This window comes from Collinsella sp. AF05-9 (assembly GCF_003465595.1).
Taxonomy (GTDB): Bacteria; Actinomycetota; Coriobacteriia; order Coriobacteriales; family Coriobacteriaceae; genus Collinsella.
In genome coordinates this window covers 11,689-38,176 of record NZ_QSBB01000022.1, presented here as the reverse complement: position 1 = coordinate 38,176, position 26,488 = coordinate 11,689, and the positions used below count along the sequence as shown (strand labels likewise).

General features: G+C 59.1%; 22 protein-coding genes. 13 read left to right on the top strand and 9 right to left on the bottom strand.

The window, feature by feature from the left end:
* Positions 1-73 precede the first annotated feature (73 nt).
* Entirely contained in the window at positions 74-1,195 is a 1,122-nt protein-coding gene (locus DWV43_RS07265) for a hypothetical protein (protein ID WP_117817598.1), read from the bottom strand.
* Positions 1,196-1,835: 640 nt separating this feature from the next.
* Complete coding sequence (locus DWV43_RS07260; protein ID WP_089572078.1) at positions 1,836-2,804, bottom strand: DNA polymerase III subunit epsilon; 969 nt, start codon at positions 2,802-2,804, stop codon at positions 1,836-1,838.
* Between the two features lie 171 nt (positions 2,805-2,975).
* Between DWV43_RS07260 and DWV43_RS07255 the strand changes: the two genes are divergently transcribed.
* Positions 2,976-4,064, top strand: a complete 1,089-nt coding sequence (locus tag DWV43_RS07255) for a putative manganese transporter (RefSeq protein WP_117817600.1) — start codon at positions 2,976-2,978, stop codon at positions 4,062-4,064.
* Between the two features lie 19 nt (positions 4,065-4,083).
* Here DWV43_RS07255 and DWV43_RS07250 read toward each other — a convergent pair whose 3' ends face one another.
* Positions 4,084-4,566, bottom strand: a complete 483-nt coding sequence (locus DWV43_RS07250) for a DUF188 domain-containing protein (protein ID WP_117817602.1) — start codon at positions 4,564-4,566, stop codon at positions 4,084-4,086.
* A complete protein-coding gene (locus DWV43_RS07245) occupies positions 4,567-5,169 on the bottom strand; it encodes an HdeD family acid-resistance protein (RefSeq protein ID WP_117817604.1) in 603 nt (200 codons plus the stop codon). It abuts the gene before it with no gap.
* A gap of 234 nt (positions 5,170-5,403) precedes the next feature.
* Here DWV43_RS07245 and DWV43_RS07240 point away from each other — a divergent pair, with 234 nt between their 5' ends.
* The 3 genes from DWV43_RS07240 (at position 5,404) to DWV43_RS07230 (ending at position 7,354) form a co-directional block, all read left to right on the top strand.
* Positions 5,404-6,075: a nitroreductase family protein gene (locus DWV43_RS07240; RefSeq protein ID WP_117817606.1), complete on the top strand. Its 672-nt coding sequence runs from the start codon at positions 5,404-5,406 to the stop codon at positions 6,073-6,075.
* An 83-nt stretch (positions 6,076-6,158) separates the two neighbouring features.
* Entirely contained in the window at positions 6,159-6,701 is a 543-nt protein-coding gene (locus DWV43_RS07235) for a histidine phosphatase family protein (RefSeq protein WP_055252053.1), read from the top strand.
* Positions 6,702-6,718: 17 nt separating this feature from the next.
* Complete coding sequence (locus DWV43_RS07230; RefSeq protein ID WP_117817608.1) at positions 6,719-7,354, top strand: histidine phosphatase family protein; 636 nt, start codon at positions 6,719-6,721, stop codon at positions 7,352-7,354.
* A gap of 128 nt (positions 7,355-7,482) precedes the next feature.
* Here the strand turns inward: DWV43_RS07230 and DWV43_RS07225 are convergent, their stop codons facing one another.
* On the bottom strand, positions 7,483-8,166 hold the full coding sequence (locus DWV43_RS07225; RefSeq protein ID WP_117817610.1) for a DUF1015 family protein: 684 nt from the start codon (positions 8,164-8,166) through the stop codon (positions 7,483-7,485).
* 39 nt (positions 8,167-8,205) lie between these two features.
* Positions 8,206-9,426, bottom strand: coding sequence for a M20 family metallopeptidase (locus tag DWV43_RS07220; protein ID WP_117817612.1), 1,221 nt, complete (start codon positions 9,424-9,426; stop codon positions 8,206-8,208).
* A 154-nt stretch (positions 9,427-9,580) separates the two neighbouring features.
* Between DWV43_RS07220 and DWV43_RS07215 the strand changes: the two genes are divergently transcribed.
* Positions 9,581-10,630 (top strand): hypothetical protein, encoded by a 1,050-nt coding sequence (locus DWV43_RS07215; protein WP_117817615.1) that lies wholly within the window; start codon positions 9,581-9,583, stop codon positions 10,628-10,630.
* Positions 10,631-10,979: 349 nt separating this feature from the next.
* On the opposite strand, the gene DWV43_RS07210 is transcribed toward DWV43_RS07215, so the two are convergent.
* From DWV43_RS07210 to DWV43_RS10195, 3 genes are all read right to left on the bottom strand, one after another.
* Positions 10,980-12,143, bottom strand: a complete 1,164-nt coding sequence (locus tag DWV43_RS07210; RefSeq protein ID WP_117856215.1) for a phosphoglycerate dehydrogenase — start codon at positions 12,141-12,143, stop codon at positions 10,980-10,982.
* 72 nt (positions 12,144-12,215) lie between these two features.
* On the bottom strand, positions 12,216-13,340 hold the full coding sequence (gene serC / locus DWV43_RS07205) for a 3-phosphoserine/phosphohydroxythreonine transaminase (RefSeq protein ID WP_117817619.1): 1,125 nt from the start codon (positions 13,338-13,340) through the stop codon (positions 12,216-12,218).
* A 130-nt stretch (positions 13,341-13,470) separates the two neighbouring features.
* Positions 13,471-13,644 carry a hypothetical protein gene (locus DWV43_RS10195; RefSeq protein WP_158549272.1) on the bottom strand — a complete coding sequence of 58 codons (174 nt, stop codon included), beginning with the start codon at positions 13,642-13,644 and terminating at the stop codon, positions 13,471-13,473.
* Between the two features lie 238 nt (positions 13,645-13,882).
* On the opposite strand from DWV43_RS10195, the gene DWV43_RS07200 reads away from it, so the two are divergent.
* The 8 genes from DWV43_RS07200 to pglZ all read left to right on the top strand — a co-directional run bounded on the left by DWV43_RS07200 (position 13,883) and on the right by pglZ (position 26,488).
* A complete protein-coding gene (locus DWV43_RS07200) occupies positions 13,883-14,638 on the top strand; it encodes a DUF1819 family protein (RefSeq protein ID WP_370446029.1) in 756 nt (251 codons plus the stop codon).
* Between the two features lies 1 nt (position 14,639).
* The gene (locus DWV43_RS07195) at positions 14,640-15,332 is read left to right on the top strand and encodes a DUF1788 domain-containing protein (RefSeq protein WP_055252037.1); all 693 of its coding nucleotides are present in this window, start codon (positions 14,640-14,642) and stop codon (positions 15,330-15,332) included.
* 78 nt (positions 15,333-15,410) lie between these two features.
* Positions 15,411-19,073: a BREX system P-loop protein BrxC gene (gene brxC / locus DWV43_RS07190; protein ID WP_117817622.1), complete on the top strand. Its 3,663-nt coding sequence runs from the start codon at positions 15,411-15,413 to the stop codon at positions 19,071-19,073.
* 66 nt (positions 19,074-19,139) lie between these two features.
* Positions 19,140-21,626 (top strand): BREX-1 system adenine-specific DNA-methyltransferase PglX, encoded by a 2,487-nt coding sequence (gene pglX, locus DWV43_RS07185; protein ID WP_117817623.1) that lies wholly within the window; start codon positions 19,140-19,142, stop codon positions 21,624-21,626.
* Positions 21,627-21,635: 9 nt separating this feature from the next.
* The gene (locus DWV43_RS10275) at positions 21,636-22,133 is read left to right on the top strand and encodes a hypothetical protein (protein ID WP_187365014.1); all 498 of its coding nucleotides are present in this window, start codon (positions 21,636-21,638) and stop codon (positions 22,131-22,133) included.
* Positions 22,134-22,175: 42 nt separating this feature from the next.
* Positions 22,176-22,634, top strand: coding sequence for a hypothetical protein (locus DWV43_RS10075; RefSeq protein ID WP_147346272.1), 459 nt, complete (start codon positions 22,176-22,178; stop codon positions 22,632-22,634).
* Positions 22,635-22,787: 153 nt separating this feature from the next.
* Positions 22,788-23,756: a hypothetical protein gene (locus DWV43_RS07175; protein WP_117766911.1), complete on the top strand. Its 969-nt coding sequence runs from the start codon at positions 22,788-22,790 to the stop codon at positions 23,754-23,756.
* A gap of 23 nt (positions 23,757-23,779) precedes the next feature.
* A complete protein-coding gene (gene pglZ, locus DWV43_RS07170; protein ID WP_117817624.1) occupies positions 23,780-26,488 on the top strand; it encodes a BREX-1 system phosphatase PglZ type A in 2,709 nt (902 codons plus the stop codon).

The following is a 26,488-nucleotide window of genomic DNA, read 5'->3' as shown; positions in this document are numbered from 1 at the left end:
TGCAGCGACGGACCTCGGGACGCTCTTACACCACGTCTGCGCGCGCCACCGTGGACATCCGCAGAGATCGCCTTTAGAAGAGCGAATTCTCAATTAGATCAATAATCGTGTCGTCTTCCGTGCGGTTTTCATCGATTTTTGCGAACATGTCGCATTCCCAAGGCCCATTGATTTCCTCAGCAAGGGCCCCGACGTGTTGCATGTCGTCGGGTTCTGGTACATCGTTGATGCTCGGGTCATCAGCTTGCGGATATTGGCTTGCAATTTCGCGCTTGGCGGCCTCTTCTTCTTTGAGTGTCTCCAGGACGCGGCGACCGTATTCGAAGTAGCGCCGCAAGACAAATTGACGAAGAGTTTCTTGCAGGATGGCGAAGTTATCCGGGAGTCGACCGGGCCATATCTTCTCGCGAATGCGAATCGCTTCCATGACCCGCCTAAAAGCGGACTGCTTGAAAAACGAATGACGACTAACTGTGATAACGGCATATCCCATGTTTCGCAGCGTGTTTCGGCGTTCCTCGTCAATTGATTGCTGTTCGGGCTCGTCGTGGTAAAAGCCGTTGTATTCGATATCGGTCATCGAATTTTCGAGCAGCGCGTCGAGGTAGAAAACCGTCCGTCGCGTTAGGGCGGCGTATCTTTTGGGGACTGGGATCGGATAGTCCGTTTTGATAGCGCGTATGGCTAAGCCACCCATTGACTTGGGCATTGTCAGCATCATGACAAACGCCGTTTCGAGTGGGGAGCGACAGCCTTCGCGTACATAAGAAAGTGCCTTAAGTGCTTTATTAGATCCACGATACCCCGATGCCTCTGAAAAGAAGGCTCTGAGCTCTTCAACGCTGGTTAGGGCTGGGCGCTCGCGATATTGAGTTTCGTCGGACGTTCCAAGCGCGTAGGAGCCGCAGATTTCAAAGTAATACTCAACGAGCTCCGAAAGGTTGAGGTCGGCTGCTGCTTCTAACGCGCACAGCTTGATATCGACGATGTAGACGTTCGGCTCGAGTTCTAGGTAGCTTTCTGCATCAAACGTATAGCGCGTGCAGTGGCAGATGCAGCCCTTGCGGTGCCTTTTGGCATTATTGGAAAACGTCAGCACATGGATGCTTTCAGAATCGACATTCTTTCTGTTGAGCCATGCTCGCGCCGCTTCCAGGTTGGACGTGGTCGGCGCAGACACCTTGATCTTTTCCATAGATATGGGATCGGTCGCGTGGCTTGCGAGCGAGTTGACTGTTTGGTATACAGCGCGTGCCGTGGTATGTGACAGAACGATTCCCATACGCGCATGATGGCATAGCGGACGCCATATACGCTCGAAACTTCGGGCAACGGTATTGGGGCGCGGCTTATCTTCTGCGAACGGTGGGTTTTTGAGCTGTCGTATTGAGGGGGGGCAGCTTCGGCTGGGGAGGTTTCTGTCGGCTGCCCCATTTTGGTGAACTTTAGTTGCGGATTCGTAGCTTCTAAGCGTTTTTGCCGACCGCTCAGATGCCTCACCAACATAATTTGAGTTATTCGGCCTTATCCTATACGAATGGTGCGATCGCAACGTCCTATTCGAATTGATTCAGGTAGATTTATAGGGCTTGGTTGCGAAATTGGGGCGACTATAGCGCTCGATTGCGGTTCAAGGGGCCTTGACTAGTGGTTCAGCTGGCCGAACAACTCGAAAAATGTAGGTGGGCCAACCTGCCGACTATGTGAAGCACGCGTATTTGCTCGTTTTGATGAAAACTAGGGTGCAGCCATAAGGCTGCGCCCTAGTTTACTGCGTGCCGGTGTGCCCAGACGGATTGCGCTGTGCCTGGCAGGCGCTCCCGCAGATGGATCGGTTATTTCGCGAATAGGTTCTTGAGGTTGAACTCGGCTTGGACGGTGCGGAGCATGAGGTCGGTGTCGTCCAAGCCCAGGTGCTGCTCGTTGGCGTCGGCGGCGAGGGTTCCACGGCGGCGCGCCCAGTTCTCGAGCGCGGCTGGGGCGGACTCGCGGGGGAGCGAGCGCACGTCGGCGTCCAGGCTGCGGCAGATCTGGCGCGAGTCGATGACGATGATCTTGCCGGCGCGGCGTGCCTCGGCGTAGCCGTCCAGGTGGATCTTGAACCAGCTGTCCTCAAAGGCGGCGTTGTGTGCCATGTACGGGTACTTCTTCATAAGCTTGAGCAGCTGCTTTTGCAGCTCTTTGTTCTCGCGGAACGGCTTTTTGCCGTCGATGTCGTCCCAGGTGATGTGGTGGATATTCGACAACGGCACATCCTCGCCGCGGTAGATGTCGGGCAGGCCGCAGTAGTGTGCCTCGGCGTCATGCGGGACGGCGTCGCTGGTGAGCTCCATGATCTCCCAGCCCACGTTGATGATATAGCCGCGCTCGGGTGCACGGCCGGTGGTCTCGATGTCGATACCGAGCACGGTGCCCTGGATGGGCTTGCGGGCGTAGGCCACGCCGAGCGCGTCGCGGTCGCCGCGGATTTCGCGCATAACGGACGCGGCGGTGCGCTTTTGCATCTTGCCGATGGCGGCGCAGGTGTCGGCATCGGACAGGCCGCGCGAGAGCGTCGCGGGCGTCACGTTGCGCAGACGCGCCTCGCCAATCTGGTCGCACAGGTCGCGGTTGCGGTCGGCCAGGTCGCGCACGGTGGCAAAGTCGAAGCCGGGGTCGCCCTCGGCGGTAAAGTACTCGGTCTCGAGCACCTTGAGGGCCTCCTCGCCCTTCTGGCGCTCGGACTCCATGGCGCCGTGGTCGCCGTAGATAAACATGGGGATAAACGGCTGGCGCTCGTATTCGAGTGCTTGCGATACGTTCATATGCTACTCCTTGGACGGGCCGCGTTGTGCGGCTCGAGGTTACTGAGTTATGGCGAGATGATAGTTTACCATAGGCAACTATTGGCACCGCGCCCGGGACAACTACAATACCCTAGTTGACCGCTAGGACTTTTACAATGCTGCCGAAAGACACGAAAGGTTCCATCCGTCATGGATTTACTGATTGATATTCTGCTCGACGCCGGCAAGGACACGCTGTCGCTGGTGCCGTTTTTGTTGGTGACGTATCTTGCTCTCGAGACGCTGGAGCATGTGGCGGGCGACCGCGTCAACGGCGCTATCAAGCGCGCGGGCGCCGCCGGCCCCGTGGTTGGCTCGTTGCTGGGCATGGTGCCACAGTGCGGGTTTTCGGCCATGGCGGCGACACTGTACGCCGGTCGCGTCGTGACGCTGGGCACGCTGGTTGCGGTGTTCCTCTCGACCTCAGACGAGATGCTGCCGCTGTTGCTCGCCGAGCAAGTTCCCATGCAGACCATGGCGATGCTGCTCGCCTCGAAAGCGTTGATTGCGCTGGTCACGGGCTTTATCGTGGATGCCGCCATTCGTGGCCTACGTCGCAACGCTCGTGCGCATGCGGCGATTCGCCGTACCGTGTTGGGGACTGCTGCCAATCCGGCTCATGTGAACTGTGCGCATGACGACCATACCGGGGGTGACATCATCGACGAGGTTGCCGAGGCGGGCGTGAGCGCCGACCACATCCATGAGCTGTGTGAGCGCGACCATTGCGGTTGTGATGAAGACGAGGACGAGCACGAACACGGACATGGCCACGATCACGAACATGAGGGCGAGCATGAACACCATGATGGCCACGGTCACTCCCACTCACACGAAGGTGCGCCCGTCGTGTCGATTATCCGCAGCGCGATCTCTCACACCGTGCAGGTTTCGGTATTCATTTTTCTGGTGACGCTGATTCTGGTCGCCGTGCTCGAGACGTTCGGCGAGTCCGCAATCGAGCAGTTCCTGCGCGGCAATGAGACGCTCGCCGTCCTGGGCTCGGCGCTTGTCGGCCTGATCCCCAACTGCTCTGCCAGCGTCGTCATCACGCAACTGTACCTGGAAGGCGCGCTGCAGCTGGCGCCGATGCTCGCCGGCACGCTCATTTCCGCTGGCGTGGGCTACCTGGTGCTGTTCCGCACCAACCGCAGCGCTCGCGAAAACGCCCTGTTTCTGGTCATGATGTACGTCATCGGCGCCGGCTGGGGACTCGTTCTCTCCGCCTTTGGTCTCTAAGCCCAAAAATCTACCTTGGTCAGCGTAACAGCTCAATGAGGTTGCGCTTAAAGCGGGCGCGATCTTCGCTGGTAAATGCCGCCGGCCCGCGGGTGCGACCGCCAGCGCGGCGCACCTTCTTTTCCTCGTGACGAATAAACAGCTGCATATCGATGGTGGCTTTTTCGTACACGCGCCCGCGCACGCCGATGGCGGCGGCATCGCGTCCGAGTACCATACTCGCCAGGCCTATGTCCTGTGTCACGACCACATCGCCAGCCTGCAGGCGCTCGATAATGGCAAAGTCGGCGCTATCGGCTCCCACACTCACATCGAGCGTTGTGACCCAAAAGCCCCGACGCGCATGCTCAACGTCGCGCGGATCGTCGCGGCGAATGTGGCGTTCCAGGTTTTGCGTGCTGTTGCCGGCGATAACGACGGCAACGCCCGCCCTCCGCGCGCAGTCGATCGACTCGCGTGTGACCGGGCAGGCGTCGGCATCAATAAAAAGCGTCTTTGGCATCTAGCGCACCAGTTTGCCAAACTGAATGGCGCGGACAATGAGCGTCACGCCAAACACCAGCAGCGCGGCACCGCTAAAGATGACGAGCATCTTGGCCGACCACAGCGGATAGATAAACACGAACATGCCCGCAATGATGGAGAGTGCGCCGCTCAGGATGGCGAGGGCGCGGTTGGCGGAAAGCTCAGATTCCAGAATCGACATGACGCCCTCGACGATCCAGCCAAAGCCGGCGACGACCACCACGAGCGTGGTGAGCGTCGCGGTCGAGAAGGCCTGGTTGCGCAGGATCACCACGCCGCCCAGAATGATGAGCAGGTTGGAGATGATGCTCGTAACGCGCCAGCCGGTGGGCAGCAGCGGCTCGAAAACAGCGGTAAACAGCCTGATCGCGGCCGTGATCACAAAATAGAAGCCCAAGACGGTCGTTAGGAAGACGAGGGACTTGGCGGGCGCAAACAGCAGTGCGATGCCGGCGACGAGCGCCAAGACGCCCGTGATGGCGTAAATCCAGCGCACGGCCTTGACGGCCTTGCCTGCCATGCTTTTCTTGTCAAATCCAAACGCGCTCGATTGCTTGTCATCGGTCTTAAAGATGCCCATGATGTCTCCTTTCCGTGCGGCTAAGCCGCAGCTCCTGCAACCAGTATCGCCCAAGGGCACCGTCGCGTGGGGCGGGAAGGGCGAATGGGAGCCTCATCTTCCCGAATTGTTACCTTTGTTCCCGTTTGGATGTAGGATATTCAACAGCTGTGGAACATTATGCCGTTGAGTGTAATTGCCTACGTTTTAGGTTAGATTTTCTTAAGAACAATTGGGTTTTATTGGGGGGTCCCTATGAACAAAGCAGTTCCCGTGGTGCCGTCGAGCGTGGAGTCGATGGCAAAGCAAGGTTGCGAAAAGCTCGGCCTGGACGCGTTCGATGCGTTGGTTCGCCGCGCCCGCACGTGCCGCCGCTTTGACGAGTCCATGCGCGTGCCGCGCGAGTTTTTGCTCGAGCTGGCGGAACTGGCGCACCTGGCTCCCTGCGGCGCCAACGCTCAGCGCCTACGCTTTCATGTGGTGAGCGGTGCAGAGGACTGCGCGCGCGTATTTGATGAGCTCGCGTGGGCCGGTGCGCTCAAGGATTGGCCGGGTCCCGATGAGGGCGAGCGTCCGACCGGCTACATCGCGATTTTGGCCGAGCGCGCCGTTCCGGGCAAGCCCGCCGCTCCCATTACCGAGGTCGACACGGGCATTGCCGCGCAGACGATGATGCTCGCCGCCCGCAGCGCCACGCCCGAGGTGGCAGCCTGCATGTTCAAGGCCTTTACGCCCCGCGCGATCGATGCCATGGGGCTCAATAACGACAAGTATGAGCTCAAGCTGATCATGGCGTTTGGCGTTCCGGCCGAGACACAGGTGATCGATGCGATCGATTCCAACCCCGACGGCTCCATCAATTATTGGCGCGACGAGGCGCAGGTGCACCACGTACCCAAGCGTCCGCTTGCCGACGTGCTGCTGTAGTTGTGCGTCGTTGCGGTGCAATCCGGCGGCAAAATCACCACAAAGGCTCCTGTCCCCTTTGTGGTGGTACGAGGGGAGGGTGTGTGGCAGATCTGTATTTGGTGCGGCATGGGCAGACTGAGCTCAATGTGCAGAGCATTTTGCAGGGCTGGCACGATTCGCCGCTTACGGCGCGCGGGCGCGAGCAGGCGCTGACGGCGCGTACGGCGTTTGCGGCGCGTGGCGTGGCCTTTGATCATGTGTATTCCTCGCCGTTGGGCCGGGCGCGGCATACGGCCGAGCTTATCGTTGGCGAGGGCCGTTCCATTGAGCTGGTCGATGACCTGCGTGAGTGGCATTTTGGCTCGCTGGAGGGCACATCAAATCGCGAGATGCCGCCGCAGCCCTGGGGCGATTATCCGGTGGCCTTTGGCGGTGAGTCGGAAGTGCAGCTTCAGTCGCGCATGGTCGCGGCGCTGTCCCGCATCATGGCCAGGCCGCAGCACGACTGCGTGCTGGCGGTTTCCCACGGCTCAGCCTGCCAGGAGTTTCTTGAGTATGTGACTGGCGGGGGAGAGCTACCCGACAACGGTGCCGTGCTTCATTTTGGCTATTGCGACGGGGCGTTTTCGCTCTTGGGTTGGTAACGAACGAAAGGACCCCTATGAATAAAGATCTGTATCTGGTCCGTCATGGACAGACGATATTCAACCTTAAGCGTATCATTCAGGGGTGGAGTGACTCGCCGCTTACGCAGCTGGGTTGCGACCAGGCGGCGCGCGCCGGCATGTTTTTACGTGCGCGCGGCATTGAGCCCGATCATGCCTACACCTCTACGCTTCATCGCACCGAGCAGACTATCGCCAACTTGTGGCCGGGCTTGGCGTACGAGCGCCTGGACGGCCTGCGTGAGTGGTTCTTTGGCGACTTTGAGGCCGAGCGCGTGATGCTTATGCCCGAGCGCCCGTGGCGCGACTTCTATCGGCAGTTTGGCGGCGAGGGCCAGATCCAGGTGCGCACGCGCATGGTGGCGACGCTGACCGATCTTATGCAGCGTCCGGACCATACGTGCGTGCTCGCGGTAAGTCATGGCTCAGCTATCAAGGAGTTTTTGGACCACGTGCGGGGCGCGGCGGCCGACGAGCGCGAACGCGTGCCAGGCAACTGCTCAGTGCTGCATTTCGTGTTTGACGATACGACCGATACGTTTGAACTGGTTGAGATCTTTACGCAGGAAGACTACGCGCGCGAGCTGGGGCTTGAGCCGCTCGTGGCTGCCGCGGGTCCGCAGCGCGGGTAGTTTGGGCGTGGCGGTGCGGGTCGCCGACTTACTTCTCGACGCAAAAGGGGCGGAGATACATGTACCTGCTGCATCTCCGCCCCCTGTTTGTTGAGCTGCCGATTTTTGTGCTGGGCGGTCTGGTCTTGCTAGAACCGCGCGACCTGGTGCGTGAGCAGACCTGTCGGAACTTGCGGCGCGGCGCCGCTGACCTGCGCGGCGGGGAAGAGCACGGCAACGGTAAAGTTGAACGGCTCCTTGCCGGTGTACGTTCCGGCGGCACGGGCCTCATCGGCCAGCAGCTGCGACGCCCCGGTCAGAGCGGCGGCGTAGGCGGGGTCGTCGGTCAGTGCCGGCTCCGGTGCTTGGTCGAGCATAGCGCGGATGGCCCCGACGGCGTCCTCGCGCTTGACCTCCCACGCGCGGTGCGTAATGCCCGCGGGGTCGGTGACGGCGTAGAGCGACGCGCCCTCTTTGGCGGCGCACAGGATGATATCCATGACGGGCGAGGCCTCGTAGGCGAGCGACACGGGGCGCGGCTGCACCTTGAGCTCGGCGATCGCGCGCGCGGCGGCGGCCACGTCGGCGCTGCCATCGCCCTTGCCGTCCGCAAGTACACTCGTCGGGCAGATCGCCACGACACCCGTCACGCGTCCCGGCTCGCCCGAGCATTCGTACACGTAATACGCCGCACCCGGGTCCTTGAGCATCAGGCCATCGGCAAGGGCTCCGCGCAGAGCATCGTTGCCGCTCAGGATGCTGCCCATTGCAGGCAGCGCCTCGAGTACGCGGTCCTGAGCCGGGCGGATGCAGGGAAACGGAAGTGCTTTCATGGGCGGTCCTAACGCACGAGTCGGTTTGTTCGCGGCTTATTATGCCCCAACTTGGCCGCTCGCGTCCCAGAGCACGTTATCGGCGAGCGCGATTAGCACCTGCTGACAACGAACGATATCGGCATGGGGCACATATTCGTTGGGCTTGTGTGCGAGCGCGAGCGACCCGGGACCGTAGCTCATGCAATTGCGGTTGCCTGTCTTGCCGGCAATGACGGCGGTGTCGGTGTAGCCGGTAAAGAAGCCGACGGTCGTGTCCGCGTCCGTCACGTCATCGGCGGCACGCTTGAGCGCTGCTAGAAGGGGAGAGTTCGGGTCGCGCTCGATGGCGGGGCGGTCGCCCGTCACGGTGTAGCTGCCATGGCAACCGGGAACGGCGGCTTCGGCGACGGCGATGGCCTGCTCTACCATGCGCGTCGCGGCGGCCGTATCGGTCGGCGGGGTCAGACGCATGTCGACCCAGACTTTGGCGCGGTCGGGCACGACATAGGGGCGATATCCGCCCTCGATTTGGCCAAACGTGATGGTCGAAGACCCCAGTTCATCGTGCGCGGGCAGCGCCACAAACACGCGACGGAGCGAACACACGACCTCGGCCATGGCGGCGACGGCATCCGCGCCCTTCCACGGCTGGCTCGCATGCGCCGTTACGCCAGCCATTTCAATCTCGAACCACGTGCGCCCCTTGTGCGCCACCTGAATCTGTCCGTCGGTGGGTTCGGTGTCCAGCACCCATTCACGCGAGCCGACCCAGCCGGCATCGATCGCGGCCTCTGAGCCGCGCATAAAGTCTTCCTCGTCGACCGAGCAGATGAGCGAAAAGCCGCGGCGGGGCAACGCGCCATCCGCCGCCACGCGCTCGAGCGTATGGATCAGTGCGGCAATAGCGCAGGCCAGGCCACCCTTCATATCGCAGGCACCGCGGCCATAGAGTTTATCGTCGCGCACAACCGCCCCAAGCGGTGCGATGTCTGCGTCCCAGCCATCGCCCAAGGTGACGGTATCCATGTGGCAGATATAGATCAGCCGCGGCTCGTCGCTTTGGCCCGGCACGGTGACTTTAAGGTTGCGGCGCCCGGGCAGCACTTCGAGCTCCTCAATCTGCACGGCATCGAGCGCAGAACTATCAAGTTGTGCCAGCTGCTGCTCAATGAGCCTCTTAATGAAGCGCTCAATTTCATCCTCATACGCGCCCGGGTCTGAGCTGTCGATCCGCACAAGCTCCTGCGCAAGCCGCCAGGCAAAGTCCTCATCAACCATATGCAACCTCACAATCAGTTTGCTTTCCAAACCGATTGTAAGCCTCCTGAGAGATCCGCGACGTGGGCGTGGCAGTATTTACCGTTCGCAGGCCGAGCCAGCGCGTTTGCCGTCCGAGCGGGTTTACAAGCGACGCAGCGGGTACGTACCCTTCATGGACGACATGCTGTGCGACATATCTGCCTTTCGGTATCACCGGATACCTCCACAGGTCTTGGCAATAATGCCGGACCTGCCCGATTCTGCGGACGATCCGCGCAGGGAGCACCTATGTGAGCATCCGCTCGTCACGCATTTCCTGGGCACCCCGTTACACGTGTTGGCGCAGGGCAGCTGCGGACGTAAGGGCGATCGCATTGTCAGGCATGTTTGGAACGGAGAGAGGCCGTTTGGCTCCGTGCGACAGACAGAGTTTGGCCTCGATGTCGCGTCCCCGCTCTTTACCCTGCTGACCCTGGCTTCCTCGGTCTCAAACGAGCGTCTGATCATGTGCATGTATGAGATGTGCGGCACCTTTGCCGTGTGCAAGATTGCGCCTCAGGTAAAGTCGGCACTTGAGCAGGCATACGGGGGCCGGTGGGGTGACGCACGGTCGGGCTGGGAAAACGTAAAGGATGCCTCGGGGAATCCAACGGACTTGTGGAAACGACCGCCCTTGATCGAGCTCACTGAACTTACGAAGTTCGCCAATAAGATCCAGGGGCTCCGTGGTGCTAAATCGTTCACACGTGCCGCAAAATGCATTCCGGGGGTGGCGGCATCGCCGCTCGAGGTCCAGGCATCGATGCTGTTTGGCCTTACGAGGTTGCGCGGCGGCGAAGGGCTGCGCCTTACCAATAATGTCGAGATTCGCATGACGCGCAGCGCCCGCCTGATTTCGGGGCTTGATAGGCGCTACGCCGATATCCTGCTGGCAAATAAGGACGGCAGCCGAGAGTGCCTTGTTGAATGCCAGGGTAAAGCCATACACGGATCCATAGAATCCAAGATCTCTGACTCCGATCGAACGACGGCCTTGCAAACGATGGGATATCCCGTCGTTCTGATGACCTATGGTCAGCTAGTCGACTCCGATGCCTTCCGCGTAGTGATGGAACTCATCATGTCCTATCTCGATATGCCGTTGAAAGACAAGACGCCGCGGCAGCAGGTGCTCGAACGGCGGCTTCGTGAGGAGATTTTTATCGATTGGGCGGGAATGTAGCCGTGCAGGTGGAAAACGGTCGCGTGAGCTAGGGTTTTGGTCGCGAAAAGGCTTCAATTGTTTCTTGGAATTGGCTTAAAAAGTGCTACCCAGAACAAGTTATTTCGGAAAATGGACAGTCAACTTCAATTTGGCATATAGAGATCGCTTTTTACCTACTAAAACCCCTGATAAAGCTGTTTGTAAAAGCAGTTGTGCTTAGCGACTAGGGCCTCACTGTCGATTATCCGAAACAACTTGTTCTGGGTAGCACTTTTCAAGTCGCCGGGAGCACGAAATTCGCCCCCCGTTTCGTGAAAACGGGGGGCGAATGGGCTTCGTGGTCTGTCTGGCAGGATTGGCGCCGGCGCTATTTAATCACGCGCACACGATACATCGACGGAATTTGCTTAAGTGCCTCGATCGTGCTGCCGTCCAGGTGCTCATCGGTGTCGAACATGGTGTAGGCGTTCTCGCCAGCGGACTCGTTGGTCATGCGCTGCACGTTGGCGTTGTCCTTGGCGAGAATGGCCGTGATCTGGCCGATCATGTTGGGCACGTTGGCATGCAGGCAGGCAATGCGGCTTGCGGCGCGCGCCTTGCCCATGCTGCAGGCGGGGGAGTTGACGCTGTGCGCGATGTTGCCGTTTTCCAGGTAATCCTTGAGCTCGCTGATGGCCATGTCGGCGCAGTTGGCCTCGGCCTCGCCGGTGCCGGCGCCCGAATGCGTGGTGATAAACGTGTTGGGCATCTTGACGGTCTTGGGCGTGGCAAAGTCGCAGCTAAACCAGCTGAGCTTGCCCTCGCGCAGGGCAGCGTCGACGGCGTCCTCGTCAATGATGGTTTCGCGCGCGTAGTTGATGAGCACGGCGTCGGGCGCCAGCAGGTTAATCTGCTCGGTGCTGATCATGCCGATGGTATCGGCCTTGCTGGGCACGTGCACGGTGAGGTAGTCGCAGCCGCGGCAGAGGTCCTCGAGCGTGCCCACGCGCTGCACCTCGCGACTCAGCACCCATGCGTGCTCGACGGAAATGAACGGGTCGTAGCCGTAGACGTCCATGCCCAGATCGACACAGGCGTTGGCGACCTTGGAGCCCACGTTGCCCAGGCCGATGACGCCGATGCGCTTGCCCTTGAGCTCGCGGCCCACAAAGGCCTTCTTGGCCTTTTCGGCATCGACCTGAATCTCGGGGTCGTCGGCGTTGTCACGCACCCAGTTCATCGATTGCACCACGCCGCGGCTCGAGAGCACCAGCATGCCCAGGACAAGCTCCTTGACGGCATTGCTGTTGGCGCCGGGGGAGTTAAAGACGACGACGCCCTTCTTGGCATATTCCTCGACGGGAATGTTGTTGACGCCGGCGCCGCAGCGGGCGATAGCGCGGATGCCCTCAGGCAGCTCGTAGCCGTGCAGGTCGGTCGAGCGCATCAGGATGGCGTCGGCCTCCTCGGCGGTGCCCACAAACTCGTAGCCCTCGCCAAACTCGACTTTGCCGTCTTTAGTGATGTCGTCGATGGTCTTAATCTTACGCATGGAAAAACTCCTTAGCAGGTTTTGATCTAAGCAGGGTGGTTTGAAGTGGCTGGTCGGCCCGCGCGTTGCGGGCTAGTTAGATCGCGGGCTCAAACTATGCTGCGCTTCGAAGTCCTTCATGTACGAGGCCAGCGCCTGCACGTCTTCCATGGTGACGGCGTTGTACACGCTGGCGCGCATGCCGCCCACCAGGCGATGGCCCTTGACGTTTTGAATCTGGTGCTCGGCCGCGCCTGCGACAAAGGCGGCGTCGAGGTCGGCATCGCCGGTGCGGAACGTGACGTTGGCGATGGAGCGGCTGTCGGCCTGCGTGGTGCCATGGAACAGTTCGCTTTGCTCGAGCAAGTCATAGAGCAGGTTGGCTTTGGCCCAGTTGCGCTCGGCCATGGCGGCAAGTCCGCCGGTCTGCTCAACCCAACGGAACACCTTGCCGCACACGTAGATACCAAAGGTGTTGGGCGTGTTGAGCATGGAGCCCTTGGCGGCCTGGGTCTTAAGGTCCATGTACTGCGGCGTCTGCGCAAAGGCTGGACCGTCGGCGATCAGGTCGTCGCGCACGATAACCACGGTGACGCCCGCGGCGCCGGCGTTTTTCTGAGCGCCGGCGTAGATGAGTCCGTAGCGCTCGACGTCGAGCGGCTGCGACAAAAAGCAGCTCGAGACATCGGCGACCAGCGGTACGTCGCCGAAGTTAGGCAGCTCGTGGTACATGGTGCCAAAGATGGTGTTGTTCTGGCAGATGTAGACGTAGTCGAGCCCGCCGCCCGCGGCCTCGGCGGCAATGCGCGCGTTGATGTCGGCCATGGCGGGAATGCGGTCGAAATTGGCGTCCTCGGAGCTCGCGAGCAGCACGGCCTCGCCGTACTTGGCGGCTTCCTTGTACGCCTTGTTGGCGAAGTTGCCGGTCACGACGTAGCCGGCGCGGCCGCGGCGCATGAGGTTCATCGGGATGCCCGCAAACTGCAGCGTGGCGCCGCCCTGCAAAAACAGAACACGGTAGTTATCGGGGATGCTCAGCAGGCGGCGCAGGGTTGCCTCGGCGTCGTCGATGATCTGCTGGTACATGCTAGATCGATGGCTCATCTCGAGCACGGACATGCCGCAACCGTGGTAGTCCATCATCTCGTCGGCGATCTCGGCGAGCACGCTGGTAGGCAGCGCGGCCGGGCCAGCTGAGAAGTTGTGCACACGTGCCATCTTCTAGTTCCCCTCGTAGTCGTTTGAACGTTCGGGATACTTTAGCACAGTGCAGCGTCAGGCGCGACCGCATCTCGGTAAAACTCGACTGCGCCGCTATGATTTACAGGATGGTTACATGGGGGAGGGATTATCTCGAGGCTCGTATCCGATCCGCCTCGGCCTTTGCTTGTTTCCAGGGGCGTACGCGACCGTTGGTGAGGTCGTCGTAGCCACGAGCGATGGCACGTTGAATGTGATCTTCGCGTTCCTGAATGGTAGTTAGTGCGCGCGTCTGATCAGAAATAGACTTTACGACAGACATATGAAGCTCCTTACATAGAAGCATGTGTATAACTCTATGTTGAATATAGCGGAGGATGGCGTTGGGCGTGTGCGTGCCTGCATTCGTAAGCGCGGTTGTCTGGCAAGTGTGATTTGGGGCGACCTCGTCAAAGCTTCTGAGCTGCGAAAATGACCGTTAACCAGATTTAATTTTGTTGCTCAACATTTGACACTCTGGGCGTGGTAACTTTTTTACCAACAGGTATGATTATTGTCATGTGCGCCGCACCTGCCTGCCGGGTTGCGGCGCACTTGTGACAGCCTTTGACACCCTTGGAGCGTGTACTGTGGATATAACCACAAAAAGCGTTCGGGGGGGGGGGGGGCTCACCCGCGAGCAATTCCTCCCGCATGAGATGCGCATCGTCGCTGCCCTTCGTATGCAGGGCGCAAGCGACGAGCAGGTCATTGTACGCGTAAAGAGCGAGAACCTCTTTCAATATCCCACGGAGCGCATGGTCGCCAACCGCGCAACCGTGTGCCTTCGACGCCTCGACGCCATGGTGCCCACGGACGCCGCATGCGCCGTGCGTGGCATCGACTCCAATATCGCCGTCGAGGCTGTGTCATCCCTAACCAGACTCATGGCATCCGGCACTCCCACGCAGGCGGACCAGGCCATCTTCTACAGCATGATCTGCCGCTACGACATCGTGCGCGAGCTCGTGCTCGTCGAGGTAGGGGAGCGCCTGCAAAACTTTGATTATGCCTTTACGGCGGTTGACCTCAACGCCTTTATGACGCGCTTTACCACGGAGTATCCGGACGCCGCCCGCTGGACCGAGTCCACGGTCACGCGCATCAAAGGCTCGCTGCGCCAGACGCTCCGCCATGCCGGTCTTATCGGCGAGGGTCAGGGCCCGGAGTCCGAGCGCCTGTCACCACTCTTCCTCGATTCCGATGTCGAGCGAGCCTTGATTCAGCTGGGTGAGCAGTCGCTTATCGCGGCCCTTACCGGCAGGGCGGTGATGTAGCGTGGCTCCCGTCAACAGCGCCATCGACCCTGCTATCACCCCGGCGACGGACATCACCACCAATATCGGCATCCATTCCCGCCAGAGCGTCGTGGCGGCGCATGCCCGCTCCGAGCGCGCCCGCCAAGAATTTGAGCGCCGCGCGCAGCTCCTGCGTGAGTGCCTGTGCAGCGAGGACTTTTTGGCCAACAAGGGCATAGGTAACGAGATCGGCTTCCATACCTTCTGCTACGACCCTGCGCTGGAGTTTGAGGCGCGCGCGTTGTTTGACACCCTTTCACGCGATGCCGAGGCCGGCAAGCTCCCGTGCACGCTCAAGGTCGTAAACCTCTACGACGCCGTGCTGGCGATCCTCGAAAAGCGCCGTGTCCTCAAGGCCATTCCGCGCCAAGAGGAGCGCCGCGGCACCCAGCGTGTGCTTGAGGACGTGGCCAAGTTTTGTTCGCCCGAGAAGATCGCCGCGTTCATCCTCGAGCAAACCGAACCTCATGCACCTGGCGACGTCATTCTTCTGACCGGTGCCGGCGAGGTCTATCCCTTTTTTCGTATTCACACCCTTCTCGACTGCATGCAAGTCGATTTTTCCGACCTGCCGGTGATCGCCGCCTATCCAGGCAGCTTCAACGGCTCTTCTTTCCAGCTCTTTAACCGTCTGCCGGCCGATAACTACTACCGCGCCATCGATATCTCGTAAGCACGGCTCCCCGCAGACAAGGCTCTGCCGCCGGTAACAACCCTTTGCCATAACGTTCCCAAACCCAAAGGAGCACCCATGGACAACACGATCATTCGCGATCTCTTTGCAAAAGACATCAACCGCTCCATCAACGGCGTGGTCAAGGTCCAGGATTCAAAAGACGAGTCCATCCGTCAGGAGCTTGACGAGTACGTGGTGACGCGCGAGCTGCAGGGGCACTTTGCCACGTTCTTCAAGGCCTACGGCGATGCCATCGATGCGCGCACCGACAAGATCGGCGTGTGGATCAGCGGCTTCTTTGGTTCCGGTAAATCGCACTTCCTCAAGATGCTGAGCTACCTGCTCGAGAATCGCCAGATCGGCGGCAAGAGCGCCATCCGCTACTTTGACGGCAAAATCGTCGACCCCATGGTCGCGGCTGCCATGGAGCGCGCGTGCTCGGTGCCCACGCAGGCCATCCTCTTTAACATCGATAGCAAGGCGGGCCAGTGGAAGCAGGGTGATACGGCTCCCACGGCGCTACTTCGCGGCTTTGAGCGCATGTTCTACGAGGCGCGCGGCTTCTACGGCGAGGACCTCAAGCTTGCAAAGCTCGAGGACTACATCGATTCCCTGGGCAAGACCCAGGAGTTCCGCGAGGCCTTTGAGCGCGTCAACGGCGAGTCCTGGCTCCAGGCCCGCGACACCTACAGCTACTTTGAGGACGACGTGGTCGAGGTGCTGCAGAGCGTGCTCGGCATGAGCGAAAAGGCCGCATGGAACTGGCTCGAGGGTTCTGAGGACGAGGTTTTGGCCCCCGATGTCTTTGCCAAAAAGGTCAAGGACTACGTAGACGCTCAGGCAGCGGCCCACGGCGGCAACTTCCGTTTGCTCTTTATGGTCGACGAGGTGGGTCAGTTTATTACAAACGACAAGGACCCAAGCCTTATGCTGAGCCTTCAGACCATCGTCGAGGAGCTGGGTGCCGCCTGCGGTGGCCGCGTGTGGGTGATGGTCACGAGCCAGGAGGCCATCGACAACCTGAGCCTGCCCGTGGGCAACGACTTTTCAAAGATCCAGGGCCGTTTCAATACCCGCCTTTCGCTCTCCAGCTCCAGCGTGGACGAGGTCATCCAACGCCGTGTGCTCGAGAAGACCGCGCCGGCGGCCGATATGCTTGAAAAGGTCTACGAGCAAGACGCCGCCGTCCTCAAAAACAACTTTACCTTTGAGGGTGGCTCGCGCTCCGACCTTGCCGGCTTCGCCAACTCCAAGGAGTTTGTCGCCAGCTACCCGTTTGTGGGCTATCAGTTTAAGCTCCTGCCCGACGTGATGACCGAGGTACGCAAGCATGGTGTTAAGGCCAAGCACATGTCCACGGGCGAGCGTTCCATGCTGAGCGCGTTCCAGGAGAGTGCCCAGGCCATCCAGCATGAGCAGACTGGCGCGCTCGTGCCGTTCTGGCGCTTCTTCGACACTATCTCCAAAGACCTTGAGCACGGCATCAACCAGGTGGTCGACCGAGCGACCCGCGCGGCCGAGGACGCAAAGGGCCTTGAACCCTACGATGTTCAGGTGCTCAAGCTCCTGTACCTGATTCGTTACATCGGCTACGTCAAGGCCACGGTCGAGAACATCTCCATCTTCATGATTGACGGCCTCGACGTGGACAAACGCGCCCTTAAGGACCGCGTCAAGGAGTCCCTTACCCGCCTGGAGCGCGAGAACTACGTGGCGCGCCAGGGCGATACCTATAGCTTCCTCACCGACGAGGAGCAGGAGATAGCACAGGAGATCGCACGCACCCCGATCGATAACGCGCAGGTGATCGAGTCTATCAAAAAGCGCCTGTTCGACAGCATCTATACCGCGCGCAAGCTCAACCGCGGGGCCAACGACTTCCCGTTTGACCGCTATGTGGACGGCTCAATCCACGGTGGCAGCATGGGCGGCATGGAGCTTTACGTGGCGACTATGGCGAGCGACCTGGGCCGTGCGGACGATACTGAGCTGGCCTTGGCTTCTTCGGGCAAGGCCATCGTGGCCTTGAGCGACGAGGCGGATTATTGGGAGACGCTCGTCAACGCCGCCAAGATCCGCAAGTACGCCAAGACGCGAAATCTCCAGGAGCTTAAACCGAGTACGCGCCAGATTGTCGAGGCAAAAATGCGCGAGGCAGCCTATAACGAAAAAGAGGCCGATGCCCTTTTGAGCGAGGCCGTGCTCCATGCACGTTGCGCGGTCAACGGCCGTATGGTCGAAGTTCGCGCCACCAAACCCGCCCAGGTTTTTGAGCAGGTGCTCGCGCAACTGTGTGACGTTGTTTTTGAAAAGGCTGGCTACATCGGCGCGCCGGTTGAGGACGATTCCGATATTCGCTCCACGCTGGCGGGTAACGTCCAGGCGGGGCTCGATGGCATGGATGCGGGCAACACGCGTGCGCTCAGGGAGGTCGAGGACTACCTCAAAGTGCAGCATCAGCGCCATCTGGATACCGCTATGGGCGATATCCAACGCCAGTACCAGCAAAGGCCCTTTGGCTGGCGTGAGGTCGACATCGCCAATGTGGTGGCGCAGCTCGTGGTGGAGCAGCGCGCGCAGGTGTTGTTTGGCGGCCAGACGGTCCAGGCCAACAACAACCGTATGGTGGCACTCCTGCGCAAGGATGCCGATAAGGCCCAGGTGCGCTTGCGCGTGCGTATGAGCGACCGGTTGCTGCGTGCCACGGGCGAGCTCATGCGCGACCTGTTTGACCTCAAGACCGTGCCCTCCAACGAGGATAAGCTCGTGGCCGAGCTCAAAGAGCGCCTTGAGGGCTTGCGCGAGGCGTGCCTCGCCATAGCACGCGACTACTACACGGGCATCAAGCCGGCCTACCCGTATCCCGGTGAGGACGAGTGCGAGAAGATGCGCTCGGAGGTGGCCGACGTCCTTAAGGACCAGAACGAGGCCGAGGCGTTCTTGACCACGTTCACCAAGCATGAGGAGCGCTTGCTCGATGCCAAGGAAGACTTTGACAAGGTGGTTGAGTTCTTCGAGTCCAATCAACGAACAGCGTTTGACCACGCCAGGGATTTCTTGAACCGCACCGAGGGTATCGAGTATGCCTCCGATGACATTCCCAGCGCGGTGGAGAACGTGGCAAAGGTGCGCGAGATCCTCAAAGATCCCAAGCCCTACGGCCGTATTAAAGACCTGCAGCCGCTTATGGATCCCGTCGAGGAAGACATGAAAAAGCTGATGGGCATCCGCCGCAATGAGTTTTTGTGTCGCATCGAGAGCGATCTGCAAGACCTGCGGGCGCAGGCCGAGAGTCAAAAGGGCTTTGTCAATCAGGCCAAGGATGCCATAGCAGACGCCGGCACCAAATACGAGTCGTTCAAAAACCGTGCCCACAGCGCTCAAAGTCTCAACGAACTGAGCGTTGTTGCAACTAACTGGGGCGACTGGCTCAGTGCGGCGGCCAACGAGATGTACGACGCTGTGGATGAGGCCCGCGTGCGTATGGACAACGAGCGCCGCACCACCGAGGTCATGAGTACGGGTGAGGTGGTCAAGAAGGTCTCCAACAAGGGCGCCGCATCGTCTGCTCCCGTGCCCGCGCCCAAGCCCCAACGCAGGATCAAGACTGTGCGCCGCGCCGATCTGGCCAAGCCGAGTCGTCTCTTGTCCGCAGGGGACGTGGAGCGCTACGTGGACGACCTGCGCTCCCGCCTTATGCAGGCGCTCGCTGCAAACGACGAGATCCGTATCAACTAACCCGCGGAGCCACCGGTGCCAAAGCGCGCACCGGTGGCTTATGGCGTTTAGAAAGGCTCATCAACCATGAACGATTCTGCTCTTAAGAGCTTCTGCACCTGGGCCCGTACAGAGCTCATCAAAGGCGTGGAGGCACAGATGGTGCGCTACGGCATCACCGAACCTGCACCCGCGCCCGTTGGGTCCGAGACCGTCAACGGCCTGCCCCTAAGTCCGGCTGAGATTGAGCAACGCGACGAACTGCTGCGCATGCAGGCAGAGGTGGGTCACGAGGCGCTGCGCGACCGTGCGGCCTACACCTGGTTCAATCGCATCGTGGCTATTCGCTTTATGGATGCACGCGGATGGCTTCCCAGCCGTATGCGCATGCTGAGTCGTGCGGACGGCAGCCATGGCAGCGAGGCCGTGGAGAACGCACTGGACGTAGAGATAGCGACGGCCGATACCGATCGCATAGCCGAGCTCAAGATGGTGGGCTTGGATGAACCGCTGTGGCGCTACCTGTTTGTTGCTCAGTGCGAGGAGCTTTCCGATTGCCTGCCGGGCGTCTTTGAGCGCGTGGGTGGAGCCATGGAGCTGCTGTTGCCCCAGGGCCTCATGATGTCCGACGGCGTGGTGGGCAAACTCAACACCATCCTCGCTGACGAGGACTGGCGCAAGGGCGTGACCGTTCTGGGCTGGATGTATCAGTACTACAACGCTGACGTCAAAGACGAGTTCTTCAAGGCAAAACGCAAAGCAGCGGCGGCGGACATCGCGCCCGCCACGCAGCTCTTCACCCCCGAGTGGATCGTACGCTATATGGTCGAGAACTCGCTCGGCCGTCTGTGGATGCTCAACAATCCGGGGAGTTCGTTACGCGAGCGCATGGAGTATTACATCGAGCCCGATGCTGAGCACGAGGACTTCATCCGCATTTCGAGTCCCGAGGAGATAACCCTCTGCGACCCCGCATGCGGCTCGGGCCATATCTTGGTCTATGCGTTTGAGCTGCTCTTCCATATGTACGAGGAGCGCGGCTATCGTGAGCGCGAGATTCCCGAGCTCATTCTTACTAAAAACCTTGCAGGTATGGAAATCGATTCCCGCGCGGCACAGATCGCGGAGCTGGCGCTTGCTATGTGCGCCCGCGAGCACGACCGTCGCTTCTTTAGGCGTGGCGTTCGCGCCGACGTTACCGTGCTCTCGAGCATCCCGCTGGGGGAGGACGAGCTGCCGGGTAACAAGAAGCTCGCCGAGGAGCTGAGTCATTTGGGCGAGATTGGTTCGCTGCTCAATCCTTCAGAGGACGAGATCGACGAGCTCAAGGCTGCCGCCGCGAGTTGTTCCGATGACCTTTTTGCCGCTACGACCAAAACAAAGCTCGAAAGCGCTGCCGTCATCTGTGAAAAGCTGTCCCGTCGTTTTACCTGCACCGTTGCGAATCCTCCGTATATGGGCAGCAGCAGCTTTAATCCATTCATGAGCAAGTGGGTCAAGAGAAATTATCCCGACGTGAAGAGTGACCTGTTCTCTTCGTTCATCGTGCGCATTATGGACTTTGCTGGCGAGCACGGCGAAGTCGGAATGATGACTCCATTTGTTTGGATGTTTATCGGTAGCTACGAGAAGCTTCGAAATAGGCTTATCGATGACAAGACCCTAACCACGCTCATTCAGCTCGAGTATTCTGGCTTTGCAGGGGCAACCGTGCCCATCTGCACGTTTACCTATCACAACTCGCATATCGATGGTTATAAAGGCGGATACGTTCGTCTTGCCGATTTTACTGGCCCCGCGGTTCAGGCTCCCAAGGCGCTAGAGGCCATCCAGAACCCCGACTGCGGTTGGTTCTACCGTCGCGACGCCGACACCTTCAAACAAATCCCCGGCACCCCCATAGCCTACTGGGCCAGCGATGCCCTTCTGGATGCGTTTACGAATAAGGAAAAGCTTGGCTTGTTTGCCAAGCCGCAGGTCGGTTTGCAGACAAGTGATAACGATCGTTTTTTGCGCTATTGGTTTGAATGCTCTCTTGGGGACATGAGCGTCGCTTGTAACTCTGCTGAATCCAGTTTGAGCCTAGATGCAAAATGGTATCCGCACAATAAGGGTGGTTCCTTTAGGAAATGGTATGGCAACAGGGATCACGTTATTGAATATGCCAAGAATGGCCGCTCTCTTTCCGCGGCACCTGGCGCATCCAGGATAAAGGATTCAATTGCCTTCTTATCGTGCATCACGTATTCAAGAATTACGTCTGGACAGATTGCATTTAGAATGCAGCCTTCCGGGTCTTTGTTTGACTCTGCGGCCGTGGCTATGTTTCCTCCTGTCTGCGATATGAAGTACTTGCTTGGGTTGCTTAACTCATCCGTTATTGCAACGGCAACGTCCTTCCTTGTTCCCACGCTAAACGCCCAACCCGGTGATATCGCCAAGCTTCCCATCGCTATTGAGCCTGCTGAGCATGGGGCGGTTGATGGTTTGGTGGATTATTGTCTGGGCATTTCAAGGCTAGATTGCGACTCGTTTGAAACCTCTTGGGATTTCAAACGTCATCCGCTGTTGTAGGTGAGCGTTGTGGCTAAATCCTACAAACTTGTCGAAGAGACGAAACGAACTACAGCGGAGTGTGCTGAAAAGTGGAATGCCGATAAACGAGATGTTTCCGCCTGGTGTAGGGCTGATTTGATTTCTGGTGCGGTAAAAGAAACCTCCTTCCCATTCAGGTGGATCATCCCCTGTGATGCGAAGCGTCCTATAGATGCATACATCATTAGGGAGCTGCTGTGGCAGATTATCGAGCTTGAAAACAAGCGTATTTCCGAAATCGACGTTTCTGCTTGGGGTATTCCGGCAGTCGATGTTGCTGGGTGCATTCAGTCGTTGAAAGATGCCGATTATTTGGCGTTTTCACAAGAAAGCGTTGGCTTACAAATAACGAAAAAGGGCCTTGCTTTGATTGGCCGCGGTCAGCATGACAAGGCTTTAAAAGAGACGCCTACGGCGCTGAAGTGGACTGCCGATGCCGTGGGTATTATTGCCGGAAGCGCAATAGATCAAATTATCCAAAGATAAGCTGCTTCCGCAAGGAGGCTGTAGTTTCGAAAGGTAATAACCATGTCTAATTGTTGTATTTATGAACCTCAAAATTACGACCGACAGGCGGTTGATCGTTTTCTGCGTGGTGAGACTAGAGAAATATGCATTGAGCTGAAGTGCGTTGATCAGGAAAAGTCGGAGGACTTTGCGATTATGGATGCGATTTTGCAGCTCGATTTAATAAAGTGTAGGGAGCCACACATGTGTGACGTTCCCGCTCATGGTACCCCCTATTTTGATCCATCTGGTTTGGCGACGCTTTCATTTTTGATTACCGAGAATACAGTCGGTCCGCAGGATTATCACGCGATTTGTCGCTGTGGGAACGCTCGCGATCTGTTGGGGGGATCTCGATTGCTCCTTGTAATTTCGGAAGGGAGCGAATCTCGAGAAAGCGCATTTGAGTTTAGTCCAGCATTGGGAGTGTTTGGCAAATACGTGTGGCATGAAGTCGATTTGAAAGCTTCCATTGGATAGGAGAGCGATTTCATATCGCGCAATTAAGACGAATCAGCTGCTTTCGAGCGAGAGATGCACCGGCATCGCGCTGTGCATGGGGCTGAGCTTCGAGCCTGATTCCTTCACGGCGACCGATTAATTGAAAGACCATGGGAAACGGAAGGCGGCACAATGACAACGCTTTTGGCCGATAAATACGAAGCCCGCAAGGCCGAGGTCAATGCTCGCTTTGAGCAGCTTCGCGCTAACGAGGAAGAGCTCAACCGAATCTTTGCCAAGATCTACAACATGGAGGGGGAGGTGCCCATCGAGGTCGAGGATAAGTACGTCTCGGTGGCGTGCATCTTCGACACTGCTGACGAGATTCCCGAGAGCTATAAGGGCAACAAATACGTGCGCACCAAGCGCGACGAGATTACCTCGCTCATAAGCTATGCCGTGGGTTGCATGTTTGGCCGCTACTCGCTGGACGTGGATGGCTTGGTCCTGGCCGATCAGGGTGCCACGGTCGACGACTATCGGGCCAAGATGCCCGATCCCGCGCATGTGACCTTTATGCCCGATGCCGACAACGTGCTGCCCATTACCGACGACGAGTACTTTGACGACGACATCGTGCGCTACTTTATCGACTTTGTGCGCACCGTGTACGGCGAGGAGACGCTCGAGCAGAACCTGGCCTTTATTGCCGAGGCGCTCGGCGGCAAGGGCACCTCGCGCGAGGTCATCCGCACCTACTTTTTGAAGGACTTCTTTAAGGACCACTGCCAGACCTATAAGAAGCGCCCCATCTACTGGCTGTTCGACAGCGGCAAAAAGAACGGCTTCAAGTGCCTTGTTTACATGCATCGCTATCAGCCCGACCTGTTGGCTCGCATCCGAACCGACTATGTGCATGAGCAGCAGGAGCGCTATCGCTCGCAGATCGGCTATGCCAACGATGCCCTTGCCAGTGCTGAGCGTGGTGAGCGCGTGCGCTTGGATAAGCGTGTCAAAAAGCTCAATGACCAGCTTAAAGAGACCATCGGCTACGAGGAGAAGTTGCACCACTTGGCAGACCAGATGATTAAGATCGACCTGGATGACGGCGTCAAGGTCAACTACGCCAAGTTTCAGGATGTACTGGCAAAGATCAAGTAACTGCAGATACGGTAAGGATATTCATGCCCAAGATCGATGTAGAAGAACAGCTTAAGCTGCGGTTTTTGCAGCCGTTGTCCGCATGCATGCCCCGTCGTGTGGTGGTTTGGCACGATGCGGACGGCGAGTTTGCCCCTGAGTTTGAGCGATTGGCCGCCGAGGGTTTCGACGGCGCGGGGGCCGATGATAGCGTCATGCCCGCTCACGGGGACTTTGAGCGCCCGGTGCGGTTTGTTGAGGCTTGCGAGGGCCGCATGTTTGCGGTCAAGAAACTTATCAACCGCGATGACCTTGCGAGCGATATCTTGTTGTATCGTCGTTGCCCGCGCGGCAGGCTTGAGGGCGATTGGCTTGCCGATGTCGAGCTGTATGCCGATCAGTTCCAGGCTGACTATCTTTCGCTTTTGGCCGATCAGTTGGGTATCGAGAATATCGATGCCGTGCGCGAGAGTCTGCGCGAGCACAAGACGTTCTTTGATGCCAAGACCCGCTGCGCTAAGTTTGCCGCGTGTGTTCCGCATGCCGCGGGCGTATCCGATATCGAACTCGGCATTCTTACGGTGATATTTGGCGGTAAAGAGCTTGGCGACGCGCGACCCGCGTTTGTGCTGCGCGGCTGTATGACCACGCTGCTGCACGAGGGTCCCGAGGCGCTGGCCGAGTTGATGGGCAAGTACTGCGTGCGCGATGTGCTCTCTGCCTTTATGCTTCGCTGCTATGGATTTGAGGGGCCGCTGTATGAGCGCGACTCATTGCTTATGCTTTCATCCCATGTGCTCCTTACAGCGGCGTCTACCGCGCTTCCCGAGGGAGCGCTCAAGGGACTCGAAAGCTATGTGGCTCCCGCCTACGGCCCCTATTGCCTTGAGGCGGTGCGCACGTGGGACCAGGCCGCCGATACCCAGGCATCGAGCGAGGACCTATTTGAGATCTGTCGTTTGGTGGAGGATGCCCGCGGACTCTTTGTGCGGTTTGGGGCTCTGCCGATCGATGTGCTGGCCTCGCTTGATGTGTTCCCGTGCGTCAATGAGGCTGTGCTCTCGCAGTTGTTCAGCTCGTTTGCCCAGGGTGCAGACCGTGTTGAGGACGCACGCGCCTTTGCGGCGCGTCGCTGCGACCTAAGCTGGTACCGCCGTGTCGAGAGCTACTTTGGCTTGCTTGCCGCTGTGGCCGACATGTGCGCATTTAGGCAGGCACATGCGGGCGGGTTCCATCTGGCGCAACCCCAGCGGGTGTGGGATGCCTATACGTCCGATTGGTATTCCATGGATGCTGCCTATCGCCATATGTGCACCGCGTATTTGCGGACGCGCTCTGTCGAGTGCGATGTGCTCGAGGAGCCTGCCCGAGCCGTGGTGGACTGGGCGGAGAATCTCTACAGCAACTGGTTTTTGGCCGATGCCAATGCCTGCTGGACATCCGCTGCGCAAGGGGAGTGGGCCGATTGCGGCTACATCGATGGCCCTGCGCGGCAGGATGAATTCTACTGGCATGTGCTGCCCACCTTTGTGGGGTCTGCCAAAACGACGGTCGTTATCGTAAGCGACGCGCTGCGCTATGAGGTGGCCCGTGATGTCGCGGCGCTTCTCGAGCGCGAGCGCGGCGGCAACGTCAGGGTTTCTAGCATGCAGGCGGTCTTTCCCTCCATCACCGAGGTGGGCATGCCCGCGCTGCTGCCGCACCAAGCGCTTGAACTTGCAGCGGATGGCTCGTTTGTGTTGGCTGACGGCATGCCCACTGCGACGACTCCGCAGCGCGAGGCCGTACTTACCCACGTTGAGCCCACGGCCCGCGCTTTGCGCTCGAGCGCATACCTCAACATGGCGGGAACCGAGCGCAAAGCGCTGCTCAAAGATTCCAAGCTCGTTTATCTCTACCACAACAAGATCGATGCCACGGGCGAGAAGGCCGCTACGCAGGATGACGTTTTCGATGCCTGCGCGGACACCGTGGAGGAACTTGCCGCGTTGGCGCGCCGCGTGTGCACTGACGCCCCGGGCGCGCGTGTTGTTATAACGGCGGATCACGGCTTTATCTACACGCGTCGTGAGCTCAACGAGTGCCAGATGCTCGGCAAGCCAGACCTTCCCTTCCTTGACGCTCCCGTCATGCACGGCAAGCGTCATCTGGTGGTGCCCAACGAGGCCGTGGCCAAGCTTTCGGTAGAGGCATGCGGGGTGTTTGTTAATGTTGACATGGGACGTTTGGGTGCCGGTTTTGAGGGGTTTGCCCCGCGCGAGAACGTGCACTTCAAGCGTCCCGGCGGCACTAACAACTACGTCCACGGCGGCATGAGCCTGCAGGAGCTCTGCGTGCCCGTTATCGGATTTTGGCGTGCGCGCTCGGGTTCCAAGGACTTTGTCGATACGCGCGCAGCGACGCTGCGCGTGCTGAGTGAGGGACGTCGAGTGACCAACTCGCTCTTCTCGGTCAACTTGATCCAGGAAGAACCTGCCCAAGGTAAGGTCTTGCCGTGCGAGTACGAGCTGGTGTTTACCGATGCAAGTGGCAACGAGGTAAGCGATACGGTCAAGGCGCATGCCAACAAGACTTCTGTTAACTCGCAGGAGCGCGTGGTGCATGCCAAGTTTGCGTTGCATGCAGCGGATGGATTCTCGGCCAAGGGTCCGTACTATCTGGTCTGCCGCGAGCGCGAAACGGGCAAGATCGTTTGGCGCGAGACGTACACCATCGCTGTTTCGTTTGCCCCTGTTGCTGACTTTGGTTTTTAG